The 13,117-nt window shown below is 70.0% G+C and carries 13 protein-coding genes; 8 read left to right on the top strand and 5 right to left on the bottom strand.

The window, feature by feature from the left end; translation table 11 throughout:
• Positions 1–180: 180 nt before the first annotated feature.
• Positions 181–1,029 (top strand): menaquinone biosynthetic enzyme MqnA/MqnD family protein, encoded by an 849-nt coding sequence (locus tag NGF19_RS10890; protein ID WP_252424440.1) that lies wholly within the window; start codon positions 181–183, stop codon positions 1,027–1,029.
• A gap of 36 nt (positions 1,030–1,065) precedes the next feature.
• Here NGF19_RS10890 and NGF19_RS10895 read toward each other — a convergent pair whose 3' ends face one another.
• Complete coding sequence (locus NGF19_RS10895; RefSeq protein ID WP_252424722.1) at positions 1,066–2,046, bottom strand: DUF8017 domain-containing protein; 981 nt, start codon at positions 2,044–2,046, stop codon at positions 1,066–1,068.
• Between the two features lie 137 nt (positions 2,047–2,183).
• Between NGF19_RS10895 and NGF19_RS10900 the strand changes: the two genes are divergently transcribed.
• From NGF19_RS10900 to NGF19_RS10915, 4 genes are all read left to right on the top strand, one after another.
• A complete protein-coding gene (locus tag NGF19_RS10900) occupies positions 2,184–3,848 on the top strand; it encodes a serine/threonine-protein kinase (RefSeq protein ID WP_252424441.1) in 1,665 nt (554 codons plus the stop codon).
• A gap of 693 nt (positions 3,849–4,541) precedes the next feature.
• Positions 4,542–5,756, top strand: coding sequence for a cyclic dehypoxanthinyl futalosine synthase (mqnC, locus tag NGF19_RS10905; protein ID WP_252424442.1), 1,215 nt, complete (start codon positions 4,542–4,544; stop codon positions 5,754–5,756).
• 43 nt (positions 5,757–5,799) lie between these two features.
• Positions 5,800–6,444, top strand: a complete 645-nt coding sequence (locus NGF19_RS10910) for an amidohydrolase family protein (protein WP_252424443.1) — start codon at positions 5,800–5,802, stop codon at positions 6,442–6,444.
• Between the two features lie 86 nt (positions 6,445–6,530).
• The gene (locus tag NGF19_RS10915) at positions 6,531–7,223 is read left to right on the top strand and encodes a demethylmenaquinone methyltransferase (protein WP_252424444.1); all 693 of its coding nucleotides are present in this window, start codon (positions 6,531–6,533) and stop codon (positions 7,221–7,223) included.
• Between the two features lie 23 nt (positions 7,224–7,246).
• On the opposite strand, the gene NGF19_RS10920 is transcribed toward NGF19_RS10915, so the two are convergent.
• Positions 7,247–7,579 (bottom strand): PASTA domain-containing protein, encoded by a 333-nt coding sequence (locus tag NGF19_RS10920; RefSeq protein WP_252424445.1) that lies wholly within the window; start codon positions 7,577–7,579, stop codon positions 7,247–7,249.
• Between the two features lie 94 nt (positions 7,580–7,673).
• On the bottom strand, positions 7,674–8,177 hold the full coding sequence (locus NGF19_RS10925; RefSeq protein WP_252424446.1) for a GNAT family N-acetyltransferase: 504 nt from the start codon (positions 8,175–8,177) through the stop codon (positions 7,674–7,676).
• A gap of 194 nt (positions 8,178–8,371) precedes the next feature.
• Between NGF19_RS10925 and NGF19_RS10930 the strand changes: the two genes are divergently transcribed.
• Positions 8,372–9,661 carry a geranylgeranyl reductase family protein gene (locus NGF19_RS10930; RefSeq protein ID WP_252424447.1) on the top strand — a complete coding sequence of 430 codons (1,290 nt, stop codon included), beginning with the start codon at positions 8,372–8,374 and terminating at the stop codon, positions 9,659–9,661.
• Between the two features lie 76 nt (positions 9,662–9,737).
• Here the strand turns inward: NGF19_RS10930 and def are convergent, their stop codons facing one another.
• Positions 9,738–10,376: a peptide deformylase gene (def, locus tag NGF19_RS10935; protein ID WP_252424449.1), complete on the bottom strand. Its 639-nt coding sequence runs from the start codon at positions 10,374–10,376 to the stop codon at positions 9,738–9,740.
• A 104-nt stretch (positions 10,377–10,480) separates the two neighbouring features.
• Between def and NGF19_RS10940 the strand changes: the two genes are divergently transcribed.
• Positions 10,481–10,996, top strand: coding sequence for a winged helix-turn-helix domain-containing protein (locus NGF19_RS10940; RefSeq protein WP_252424451.1), 516 nt, complete (start codon positions 10,481–10,483; stop codon positions 10,994–10,996).
• Positions 10,997–11,111: 115 nt separating this feature from the next.
• Here the strand turns inward: NGF19_RS10940 and NGF19_RS10945 are convergent, their stop codons facing one another.
• Positions 11,112–11,960 carry a C40 family peptidase gene (locus NGF19_RS10945; protein ID WP_252424453.1) on the bottom strand — a complete coding sequence of 283 codons (849 nt, stop codon included), beginning with the start codon at positions 11,958–11,960 and terminating at the stop codon, positions 11,112–11,114.
• Positions 11,961–12,756: 796 nt separating this feature from the next.
• Between NGF19_RS10945 and NGF19_RS10950 the strand changes: the two genes are divergently transcribed.
• Positions 12,757–13,116 (top strand): NADH-quinone oxidoreductase subunit A, encoded by a 360-nt coding sequence (locus NGF19_RS10950; protein WP_252424455.1) that lies wholly within the window; start codon positions 12,757–12,759, stop codon positions 13,114–13,116.
• Position 13,117: the final 1 nt, after the last annotated feature.

Raw genomic sequence — 13,117 nt, forward strand, 5'->3', positions numbered from 1 at the left:
CGGATGTTTGAACATGCGGCGAGCCGGATTGACGTCAGATGTCTCATCGTAGTCCTAGAAATGGACATCGGGATTCCGGGGGGTCGTCCGGGGCGCTTGCGGGGGCGTCCGAGCCGCGTACGGGCGCCGCGTACGAGCCCTGGGGCCAGCACCGTACAGCATGGGGTCTAGTCTCGCGATGTGGACAATTCTCGCACCCGGCCACGCGTAGGCCACATCCAGTTCCTGAACTGCATGCCCCTGTACTGGGGGCTCGCGAGGACCGGAACGCTGCTGGACTTCGAGCTGACCAAGGACACCCCCGACAAGCTCAACGACATGCTGGTACAGGGCGAACTCGACGTCGCGCCCATCAGCCTGGTCGAGTTCCTCAGGAACGCGGACGAGTTGGTCGCCTTCCCGGACATCGCCGTCGGCTGCGACGGCCCGGTGATGTCCTGTGTGATCGTCTCCCAGGTGCCGCTGGACCGACTCGACGGCGCCCGGGTCGCCCTGGGCTCCACCTCACGGACGTCCGTGCTGCTGGCCCAGTTGCTGCTCGCCGAGCGGTACGGAGTGAAGCCGGACTACTTCACCTGCCCGCCCGACCTCGGTCTGATGATGCGGGAGGCGGAGGCGGCGGTGCTGATCGGCGACGCCGCCCTGCGCGCCAACATGATCGACGGGCCCCGCTACGGCCTTCAGGTGCACGATCTCGGCACGCTGTGGAAGGAGTGGACGGGGCTGCCGTTCGTCTTCGCGGTGTGGGCGGCCCGGCGCGACTACCTGGAGCGCGAGCCGGTCATCACCCGCAAGGTGCACGAGTCCTTCCTGGCCTCCCGGAACCTCTCCCTGGAGGAGGTCCACAAGGTCGCGGAACAGGCGGCCCGTTGGGAGGACTTCGACGAGCAGGTCCTGGAGAAGTACTTCACGACGCTCGACTTCCGCTTCGGCGCCCACCAGTTGGAAGCGGTCACCGAGTTCGCCCGGCGGGTCGGCGAGACGGCCGGGGTGCCGTCGGACGTGAAGGTGGAACTCCTTCAGCCGTAGGAGAGTTGAGGGGGTGGCACCGCCACCCCCGCGCTCTCAGGAGGTCGTCGGGTCCTTGTACAGCCGTACGGTGGAGGCGATCTTCCGTACCGTGGCGTCCGAGACCTCCTCGGGCGCGCCCTTGACACCGACGAACGACCAGGACGCCAGGTCCCCTTGGGCGTTCTTGAAGGCGAAGGTCCACGCCTTGCCGTTCGTCGCGCACTTCTCGGTCTGCTGCACACCGGTGGACCAGGCGCTTCCCAGGCTGCCCTTGAGACCGGACTTCGCGGTGAACGGCTCCACAGTGCCCGGTGTCACCTTCGCCTTGTCCGGCTGGGTGTACAATCCGTAGACCCAGGTCTTCGGGTCGTTCTCGGCTATCTCCTCGGTGCTGCGCGCACCGTTGTTGCCCTTGCTGCCGGCCTGGGCCAGCCGTGTGTACTCCTTCGTGCCGTCCTTGTCGTCGTCCGAGGCGCACCACTGCTCCTTCAGGAACGCGGGGGCGCGCATCCCGATCAGCGGCTTCTCCGCAAGGTCGTCGTCGTCCTTGGCGTCAGTGACGTAGCTGACCCAACTGGGGGACTTGAGCGCCCACTCCGGGGGGACGTCGAAGGCGATGCCTTCGCGTGGGTTCACCACGACCTTCCAGCCCTCGATCGTGGCGGTGTCCGCGTCCGTGTCCGTGCCGCGAGGGTTGCGCGAACTCTCCGACGGTGACGCCGTGTCGGTGGGCTTCGGGTCCGGCTTGTCTTCCTTGCCGCCCCCGATCACGGCGTAGCCGGTCACGCCCGCGGCGATCACGACGGCCGCCGCCGCCACGATGGCGATGGTCCTGGTGCGCTTCCCGCCGCCGCTCGGCGGCGTCGGTGCGGGCACCTGCGCCCCGGACGGCTGGGTCGGCGCGTTCCACGGGGGCGGCTGCTGATACGGGTTCTGCTGGTGGTACCCCGGCTGCTGGTACGGATTCGACGGCTGTCCGGCCCCGGACGACTGTGGGCTCTGCCCGTCCCCCGGCGGCTGCTCTCCTGGCCACATGCGCAGCAACGATACGGCGATCAAGGCGGTAAGCCGAAGGCCCTTCCGTCGTAGGGGAGTTCAGAGCGTGGGCATACCCTGCTGAGGACGTGAGGCGTAGGGGCTTTCGCAGCAGCCCTGGGAGGGAAGGGGAGGTCATGCAGCCGCTCGAGGCCGGTGAGCCCACCGCGGTGGGGCCCTATCGGCTGCTCGGCAGGCTCGGTTCCGGTGGGATGGGCCGCGTCTATCTGGGGCGCAGCGCCGGTGGGCGCACGGTCGCGGTCAAGGTCGTGCATCCGCACTTCGCGCTGGACGAGGAGTTCCGTGCCAGATTCCGCCGCGAGGTGGAGGCCGCGCGGCGGGTCGGCGGCGCGTGGACCGCGCCGGTCCTGGACGCGGACCCGGAGGCCGCGGTGCCCTGGGTGGCGAGCGGGTACGCGGCGGGTCCCTCGCTGGCGGGCGCCGTCGCGGACGGCGGCCCGCTGCCCGAGCACGCGGTACGGGCCCTGGGCGCGGGTCTCGCGGAGGCGCTCGCGGCGGTGCACGGTCTGGGTCTTGTGCACCGGGACGTGAAGCCGTCCAACGTGCTGCTGACCCTGGACGGCCCGCTCCTCATCGACTTCGGCATCGCGCGGGCCGTCGACGGCACGGCGTCGCTGACCTCCACGGGCGCGTCCATCGGCTCGCCCGGCTATATGTCCCCCGAGCAGATCCTCGGCAAGGGCGTCACGGGCGCGGCCGATGTCTTCTCGCTCGGCGCCGTACTGGCGTACGCGGCGACCGGGAACTCCCCCTTCCCCGGTGACTCGTCCGCGGCGCTGCTGTACCAGGTGGTCCACGAAGAGCCCGAACTCGGCGCGCTGGACGGCGAGATACGGGATCTGGTGGCCGCGTGCCTGACCAAGGACCCGGCGGCGCGGCCCACCCCGGCTCAGGTGGCGGCCCGGCTGGCCCCGCAGGGCGCGGCCCGTCTGGTGGCGGGTGGCTGGTTGCCGGGCCGGTTGGTGGAACAGGTCAGCCGCAGTGCCGTACAGCTCCTGAACCTGGAGGCGGCGGAGGCGACGCCGTCGGGACCGGTGGGGTTCAGCAGGGTGTCGACGGGGGCGGAGGCCTGGACGCCTGCCGGTGGGGGTTCCGGCTCGACCCCGGTTCCGGGAGGCTTCGGCCCGGCACCCACCGGGGTCTTCGGCCCACCGCCCGACATGTCCGGCCCTGCCACGCCTCCCCCCGACGGCGGGCCCGGGAAGCTCTCCGTGAGCATGGCCGCGACCTCCGGCCCGGGAGCGGGCGGGCGGGGGCGCCGGGTGAGCTGCACGGTCGCGCTGGCGGTCGCGGGAGCGCTGGCCGCCGTCACGGTCGGCTCGGCGTTCGTGCTCGGCCTGTTCGACAACCGTTCCGCGGACCAGGCGGGCCCCGCGGTCTCTCCCCGGCCCGGCGAGAGTTCGGGGGAGGCGGGCGGCAGCCAGGGCAAGGACGTTCCCGCGGCCTACCTGGGCACTTGGGAGGGCGAGGTGAGGGCCCTCGGAGGCACGCTGCCCGCGGGCACGTACCGCCTCACCGTCCACCAAGCCGCCCGGGGTGAGGAGTTCGGCACTCTGCGACAGACCGACCAACTCGGCGGCATCTGCGAGGAGGTGCTCCTCCTGGGCAAGGCCACGAAGACTCGGCTCACCGCGACGGGCGTGGCCAAGAAGAACGGTCGCGCGGTGTGCACGAAGGGCCGTCACTCCGTACGGCTGACTCCTGTCGGCGACGACCTCGAGATCGAGTCGACCGACACGGACGCGGGAAATCCGACGGCACGGCTGACGAAGGTCGAGTAGGGGTGGTCGGTCGAGCCGGAATCGTGCCGGTCGTGCACCCGGCTCCGGCCTTCGGGGTACCTGCGGGGCGAAGCTTCGCGGCAGCCTCTTATGGCCATGACGGGGGAATTCTCCAAGGCTGAATGCTCCAAGGCTGACGGAATCAAGTGCGACCTCGGCATGCTCATCGACCGCTTGGGTGGCGAGCCCACGCGGCTCGTTCCCGGACACGTGATCGGCGAGATTCCTGTGGCGAAGTCGTTCGCGGCGCAAGCAGGCAGGGAACTTGGCTTTGGCTTCCTGGACGACCAGGCGGTGTTGGGGTTGCTCAGGCTGCGGCGTCGTGACGAAGAGGCGATGTTCAGCGCGGGGGCCAGGGTCGGCGTCCCGCCGGCCGTCATCGGCTTCGGGGCGGTCGTGTCAGATGAATGCAGCTCCCCGGAAGGGTTCTGCGAAATTCCGATGGATGCGGAGAACCTGGGCGGGTCACCGTGTGACTGGTCGAATCGGCAGGCTTCGCAGCACCGTCGCCGGGCTGCTCGCCGATGCGTACGCCGTATGACACCGGCGCCCCTGTCCCGGCGCACGGCCGAACAGCCTGACGTCCGTTCGCTGAACCCCCTGACGTACGCTGGATCGGTCCGTCCGCCCGTCCCCTCACCCCTGTTCGGAACGCGCTTCGCGCCTGTTGTTCCCCTACGAAAGGCACGCCCGGTGACCGAGAAGGCCGACCTCACGTCCCTTGATGTCACAGCCGTCCTCGACCGCGCCGCTGCAGGTGGGCGGATCACTCCCGACGAAGCGCTCGTCCTCTACCGCGACGCGCCGCTGCACGCGCTGGGCGCTGCCGCCGACGCCGTGCGCCGCCGTAAGTACGCGGGCATCGAGCACATCGCCACGTACATCATCGAGCGCAACATCAACTACACGAACGTGTGCGTGACGGCGTGCCGGTTCTGTGCGTTCTACGCGGCTCCGAAGGACACCGCCAAGGGCTGGACGCGCGACCTCGAGGACATCCTGCGGCGCTGTGCCGAAACGGTCGAACTCGGCGGCACCCAGATCATGTTCCAGGGCGGTCACCACCCGGACTACGGCGTCGAGTACTACGAGAAGCACTTCCGGGCCATCAAGGACGCGTTCCCGCAGTTGGTCATCCACAGCCTGGGGGCCTCCGAGGTCGAGCACATGGCGCGGATCTCGGGCGTGACGGTCGAGGAGGCCATCACGCGCATCCACGCCGCCGGGCTCGACTCCTTCGCCGGGGCGGGCGCGGAGTTGCTGCCCGAGCGCCCGCGCAAGGCCATCGCGCCGCTCAAGGAGAGCGGCGAGCGCTGGCTGGAGATCATGGAGATCGCGCACAACCTCGGCGTCGAGTCGACGGCCACCATGCTCATGGGCACGGGCGAGACCAACGCCGAGCGCATCGAGCACCTGCGGATGATCCGTGACGTACAGGACCGCACGGGCGGCTTCCGGGCCTTCATCCCGTACACCTACCAGCCCGAGAACAACCATCTGAAGGGCCGCACGCAGGCGACCATCTTCGAGTACCTGCGGATGATCGCGATCGCCCGCATCTTCCTCGACAACGTCCAGCACATCCAGGGCTCGTGGCTGACCACGGGCAAGGAGATCGGTCAACTCTCCCTGCACTACGGCGCGGACGACCTCGGCTCGATCATGCTGGAGGAGAACGTCGTCTCCTCGGCCGGTGCCAAGCACCGTTCCAACCGCCAGGAGATCATCGACCTGATCCGCAAGGCGGGACGCGTTCCGGCCCAGCGATCCACCACGTACGAGCACCTCGCCGTCCACGACGACCCGGCGAACGACCCCGCCGACGAGCGGGTCGCGTCGCACATCTCCTCGACGGCGATCGAGGGCGGTACGGCGCATCCGGAACTGAAGCTGCTCGACGCCAGGTGAACCGACTGAACCGGCTGGACCGACTGAACCAACCGGCCTTCCCGTGTTGACGATTCATGCCGCCGACCTTCTGATCACGGGGGACCGGGAGCGGCCGTCCCTCGTGCGCGGCGCGGTGCTGGTCGACGGGCGGGTGTGCGCGGGCATCGGTCCGTACGAGGACCTGGCGGGGGCGCATCCGGCCGCCCGCGTCCGGCGCTGGCCGGGACTTCTCACGCCGGGCCTGGTGAACCCGTACGGCCCCGAACTGCTGGAGCGGGCCTACCATCCCGACCCGCGCGAGGCCGACGAACTGGGCACCGAACCGCTCCTGGACGAGGCCCTCGCGGCGCTCCCCATGACCGACACCCGTTGGGGCGCGAGCGCGCGGCGCGGTGTGCAGCGGATGCTGGCGCACGGGACGGTCGCCGTGGCCGGGGAGCCGAGCCGTCCCGCGGTGCGGGACGCCGTGCACCGTGCCGGGCTGGGCCTACGGGCGCGGTCCGCGGCCCCGGCGGGTCGGCCGAGCCTCGATCCGCTGGCCGGGCGGACCCTGGCCGACGCGCTGGTCTCGCCGTTCCCGCCCGAGGGCGCGGACGCCACGTTCGCGGTGTTCGACGCCCCGGACGAGGCGGCGCTCGCCGAGCGGGGCGCCGGTACGTGTGTGGCGACGGTCCTCGCGGGACGGCTGGTGCACCGCCGCCGCTGACCGCGTCGGCGGCGATGGCGCGCGGGTGACGCGTGTAGGGCCGGGCGCCTGCGGTACGTCCGTCCCGTGCTGCCACAATGGGGACCGTGACCCGCGCATCCCTGGACAAGCAGCCGCACGATGTCGCCTCGATGTTCGACGGCGTGGCGGAACGGTACGACCTGACGAACGACGTGCTGTCCCTCGGACAGGCGAGGCTGTGGCGCAAGGAGGTCGCGAAGGCGGTCGACGCGCGCCCCGCGCAGCGGATCCTCGACCTCGCGGCGGGCACGGCGACCTCGTCGCTCCCCTTCACCCGTACCGGCGCGTACGTCGTCCCCTGCGACTTCTCCCTCGGCATGCTCCGCGTCGGCAAGAAGCGGCACACCTGGCTGCCGTTCACGGCGGGCGACGCGACGCGGCTGCCGTTCAAGGACGACGTCTTCGACGCGGTGACGATCTCCTTCGGACTGCGCAACGTGCAGGACACGGACGCGGCCCTGCGTGAGCTGTACCGGGTGACGAAGCCGGGCGGACGGGTCGTGATCAGCGAGTTCTCGCATCCGACCTGGGCGCCCTTTAGGACCGTGTACACCGAGTACCTGATGCGCGCGCTGCCGCCCGTGGCCCGCGCGGTGTCGTCCAACCCCGAGGCGTACGTCTACCTCGCCGAGTCCATTCGCGCCTGGCCCGACCAGCCGGGGCTCGCCGAGCGGCTGCGTACGGCGGGCTGGTCGAAGGTGGCGTGGCGCAACCTGACGGGCGGCGTGGTCGCGCTGCACCGCGGCTTCAAGGCCTGACGGTCTCAGCGGCCTCCACGGTCTCAGCCGGGCAACCTGCCTGCGGGCTCGTCCAGTTCACGGTGGAGTCCGCCCGGCGGTCGGACCTGCGGGCGGGGTTCGCGCACCCCCGCGCCTCCACCGCCCTCGCCCTCACCGAGGCCGAACCACACGGTGATCGCGGCACCCCGGGGCACCTCGGTGCCGGGCGGCGGGTACTGGCGGACGACGTGGTCGACGACCGTGCGGTGGAAGTCCGGCCGGTCCGGCGCGGCCGGCAGGACGCCCTGCCGCGCGGCGGCTTCGCGCGCGTCCACCGCCATCAGACCGACCAGCCGCGGCACACGCACTTCGGGTGTCTTGGGTGGTATACGCACAGATGTCACCCCCAGCGGTACCCGGAAGGGTAACCGGCCGAGGGTGTCACCCGGAAGCGCTCTGTGTCGTTCTGTGGCAATCAACTACCCAGCGTCACAACGCGAGTCGGTAGCAGTGCCCCTCCCGTCCGCCGGGCGTCGTGAACACCTCGGCGAGGCCCATGCCGAGGCGCTGGGCGACCGCGATCGAGCGGGTGTTGCGGGCGTCGACCATGGCCACCACGCTGCTCACGCCCGCCGCCCGTACCCGCTCCAGCGTGGCGAGCGCGGCGGCGGTGGCGTACCCCTTGCCCCAGTGCGCGCGGCCGAGCCGCCAGCCGATCTCGATCTCGCCCTTCGGGCCCCACTCGCGCGGCCAGGGCTGCGCGCCCGTGAACCCCATGGCCGCGCCCGACTCGTCGAGGACGGTCCACAGACAGAAGCCCAGCTCGGCGTCGTGCCGACGCTGGCGGGCCGTCAATTCCTCGTAGACGGACAGCTCGGCGGCCCGGCCGCCGTGGAACTCCATGACCTCGGGGTCGGCGAAGACCCGGTGCCAGGCGACGGCGTCCTCGTCGGTGGGAACGCGCAGCCGCACATCGGGGAGTGCTCGGTTCACGGGAGACAGCCCTTCAGCCAGGAGATCGGTACCGCTGAATAGACTGCCCATGTCCAGCGCCCGTCAGCACGCCCTTTTCGTCGCGGATTTCACAGTGGATCTCACAGCGGATCTCACCGTGGATCTCGCGGCGGTCGCCGCTGTCGCCGCCGCTGGTGCCGTCCGTGCCGTCGAGTCCTGTGGAGAACCCCGCCGTGACCGAACCCCAGCCCCTTACCGAACACAGCGCCGATGTGATCGTCGTCGGGGCCGGGCCAGCCGGTTCCACCACCGCGTACTACCTGGCCAAGGCCGGGCTCGACGTCCTGCTCCTGGAGAAGACCGCGTTCCCGCGCGAGAAGGTGTGCGGCGACGGCCTGACGCCCCGCGCGGTCAAGCAGCTCGTGGCGATGGGCATCGACATCTCCGAGGAGGCCGGCTGGCTGCGCAACAAGGGTCTGCGCATCGTCGGCGGTGGCGTACGGCTCCAGCTCGACTGGCCGGATCTCGCCTCGTACCCGGACTACGGCCTGGTCCGCAAGCGCGACGACTTCGACGAGCAACTGGCCCGCCAGGCGCAGAAGGCGGGCGCGCGCCTGTACGAGCGCTGCAACGTGGGCGCGCCGATCGTCGACGACCGCACCGGCCGGATCACCGGCGTCCACGCCAAGCTGGGCGAGGAGAAGCGCGAAGCCACCTTCCACGCGCCGCTGGTGGTGGCCGCGGACGGCAACTCCTCGCGGCTGTCGCTGGGGATGGGACTGCACCGCCGCGAGGATCGCCCGATGGGCGTCGCGGTCCGTACGTACTTCACCTCCCCGCGCCACGAGGACGACTACCTGGAGTCCTGGCTGGAGCTGTGGGACCGGCGCGGCGGCCAGGAGCGGCTGCTGCCCGGCTACGGCTGGATCTTCGGCATGGGGGACGGCACCAGCAACGTCGGCCTCGGCGTCCTCAACACCTCGGCGTCCTTCAAGGAGCTGGACTGGCGCGAGGTCCTCAAGGCCTGGTGCGCCTCGATGCCCGAGGACTGGGGGTACACGCCGGAGAACATGACCGGCCCGATCCGCGGCGCCGCGCTGCCCATGGCCTTCAACCGCCAACCGCACTACACGAAGGGCCTGCTGCTCGTCGGTGACGCGGGCGGCCTGGTCAACCCCTTCAACGGCGAGGGCATCGCCTACGCCATGGAGTCCGGTCAGATCGCCGCGGACGTCATCGTGCAGGCGGTGGCGCGCGCGACCCCCGCCCAGCGCGAACTGGCCCTGCGGAACTACCCGAAGATCCTCAAGGACACCTACGGCGGCTACTACACGCTGGGCCGCGCGTTCGTGAAGCTCATCGGCAACCCGAAGGTCATGAAGGTCGCCACGGAGCGCGGTCTGACGCATCCGCTGCTGATGAAGTTCACGCTGAAGCTGCTGGCCAACCTGACGGACCCGACGGGTGGGGACGCGATGGACCGGGTGATCAACGGCCTGTCGAAGGTGGCCCCGAAGGCGTGAGGCCCGAAGGCGTGAGGCCCGGGGGCGTGAGGCCCGGGGGCGGAGCGGTCCTACGGAGTGCTCCTATGGAGTGCTTCTACGGAGTGCTCAGCTCCGCCTCCTTCGCCGCGCGTCGCGCGAACACCTCCTCGCGACGGTCCGCCATCTGCCGGAGCGCGTCCCTGCGGTCGCGCTTGGACAGCCGGTCCAGGTACACGTGTCCGTGCAGATGGTCCGTCTCGTGGAGGAGGCAGCGGGCGAAGTAGCCCCTGCCCTCGATGACGAGCGGTACGCCGTCCTTGTCGTGACCCCGGACCACGGCACGGTCGGGCCGCGGCACCTCCCGTGTGGCGCCGGGCACGGACAGGCAGCCCTCGGGCTCGTCGAGGAGGCGGCGGCCCGTGGTGTCCGGTTCGTCCACCACGGGGTTGACGAGGTGGCCGACATGGCGGTCGCCGTACTCGTCGGCGCAGTCGTAGACGAAGAGGCGGAGGTCCACCCCCACCTGGTTCGCCGCGAGCCCGCAGCCGTCGGCCACGTACATCATCAGGAACATGTCGTCGATGAGCGCGGACAGCTCCGGAGAGCCGAACTCCGCGGCGGTGACCTTCCGGCAGGGCCGGTGCAGCACCGCCTCGCCCACCTCGGTGATCCGCCGCACGGCGCCGCGCCGCGCCTCCGGCGCCACCGCGGGGTACGCGTCGACGGGCTTCCCTTGCACGAACACGGTGGGCATCGCTGCTCCTCGTTGCCGCTCGGCCGCTTGTCAGGTGCTTTGCAAAGTAGCAGACTTTGCAAAGCACCTGTAGATGCCGAGACAGAGTGAGATCTGGAGACAGAGTGACCGAAGACGATGTGAGCCGGCCGTCCGAGACCGTGCTCCCCGAGCACGAGGTCCGTACCGCCCTGCTGGCGCTGCTCGCCGAGGTGGGCACCGTCACCGCCACGGAGGCCGCCGCCCGGCTCGGCTACAGCTCCGGCCTGTGCTCGTTCCATCTGCGTCAGCTCGCCCGGTACGGACGCATCGAGGAGGTGCCGGTCAGCCGCGGACGGGCCAAGCCGTGGCGGCTGCGGGGGCAGGCACCCGAACCGGCGGGATTCGGAGACCTCGCGCGCGGCCTGGAGGACGAGAGCTACCAGCAGTGGCTCGCGCAGAAGGAACAGGTCCCGGAGGAGTGGCGGCGGGACGAGGCGTTCAGCGCCGTCGTCTATCTCACGCCGGAGGAGATGGCGGCCGTCGCGGACATCATGCGCCGTGCGCTCACCCGCTACGAGGACCGTGAACAGCGGCCCACCATCCGGCCGGAGGGGGCCCGGCCCGTCGCCGTGGTGACGCGCGTGTTCCCGCTGGTCTGAATCCGCGCATCCGCGTCGATGCGGGTGACGGCGCGTCAACGTCCGAAGGGCTGCCGCACCGATCGGTGCGGCAGCCCTCATGGGGAACGTGGAAAGCCTGTCGGAGCCGCTGTGTTCAGAGGACGCGGACGGCGCCGGACGGCGGGTCGTACGACAGCGGCTTCTCGACGACGCCGCTGGACGGGTTCTGCGCGCCGACGAACATGCCGTCACCGACGTACACCGCGACGTGGTACGCGCTGCCCGCGCCGCCCCAGTAAAGGATGTCGCCGGGCTGGAGGTTGCTCAGCGACACCTGCGTACCGGCGGTCGACTGGTTCTGCGAGACGCGCGGCAGGTCCACGCCGACCTGCTTGAACGCGGCCTGGACGAGGCCGGAGCAGTCCCAGGAGTTGGGACCGGTGCCGCCGGAGACGTACGCGTCGCCGAGCTGCGCCTTGACGAAGGCGATGACCGTGGCGGCCGAACCGGTGGCGGTGGAGCCGCTGTTCACCGTGCCGGACGAGACGCTCGTGGAGGCGCTGACCGGCGCGGCGTCGGTGAGGACGGTGCGCTCGGTGCCGCGCGAGGCGGCGACCTCGGCCTTGCGCTCGGCCTCCGCCTTGCGCTCGGCTTCGGCCTTCTTCTTGGCCTCCGCCGCCTTCTTCTTGGCCTTGGCGAGGTTCGCCTCGGCCTGCTTCGCGGCCTTCGAGACGGCCGCGTCGCGCTCGGCCTGCAACTGGTAGGTGGCGGCGACCTGCTGGGTGGTCTCCGCGGACTGGGCGGCCTGCGCGGCCAGGTCGGCCGTGAGGGTGGGCAGTTCGAGGGTCTGCGTCACCGGCTCGGCTGCGTAGGCGGAGGCCGACGAGCCTGCGACGGCCAGGGTGCCGAGGACGCCACCGGCAACTCCGGCCCGCATCGCGAGAGAAGACGCGCTGCGGTTGCGGGGCTTCCGGTGGCTACGTATGTGAGCGGTGTGGGACATGGCTACTAGCGGTATCAGGGGGCCGTCCGTCGCTTCAAGAAACGTGGGCTGCGCCACAGTTGCTCGATCGCTCCTGCGAACCCCGGGCGTGTCGGCCTTTATTGACGCCGTAACGGGCAAACCGGACAGTGGTGATCATGCCTGTGATCATGGGTTATCGCTGTTACGTCCGAATTGCCCCGCGCCTACCACTCGTCACCATGAGTGGCCAAGCCCGCTTTATGTCGACCACATGTCCATGTGGCAGAGGTCACGGAACGGTCACCATGGCGAGCGCGTCTCGCGTGGGACGACCGTCCGCGTCTCGCGCGCCCTCTCGTTCGCGGTGATCGCTTCCGCACTCATGGGGGCGCGCCCCGCTCGTGAACGCGTGCACGTGTCCACTTACGTCCCCACTCCTCCCCCTGATGTGTGAACGCATCCCATTATCAAGGGATCCGACCCGAAGCCAATTTGCCCTGGACGATCTACTCTTGATATTGGCGAGACGGCGTCTACCAGCGAGAACGATCGAAATTGTCACCTCTTGGTGATCACTTGACTGCTTCGCGTGCGAAGGTCACCGCTCATCCGACTTCATGATCCTTCGTCGGGTGGTGAAGATCACAAAGTACGTAGCGACCCCCGTGTCGCAGATCACATGCGGCCGGGCATAGGATGCGGGGCAGTTGGGCTTGTGACCTGCTTCACATGTTAGCGATCTTCGTTGGGGCGAGCGGGGCTCGTGGGACAGGTGGGGCGGCTGTGGCTCAACCAACCGCCAGCAGTCAGTGCCGACTGAGAGGAGCGAGGAGCGGTGAACGCGTATGCGCCCATCCTCGTACTGGGAGCCCTCGGGGCAGGCTTTGCGATCTTCTCCGTGGTCATGGCCACGATGATCGGTCCGAAGCGGTACAACCGGGCCAAGCTCGAGGCCTACGAGTGCGGTATCGAGCCGACCCCCACGCCGGCCGGTGGCGGGCGCTTCCCCATCAAGTACTACCTGACGGCGATGCTCTTCATCGTCTTCGACATCGAGATCGTCTTCCTCTACCCGTGGGCCGTCACCTTCGACGCCCTCGGGATCTTCGGGCTCGTGGAGATGCTGCTCTTCGTGCTCACCGTCTTCGTCGCGTACGCGTACGTATGGCGGCGCGGCGGCCTGGAATGGGACTGAG

It is taken from the genome of Streptomyces macrolidinus (assembly GCF_023887685.1).
Lineage (GTDB): Bacteria > Actinomycetota > Actinomycetes > Streptomycetales > Streptomycetaceae > Streptomyces > Streptomyces macrolidinus.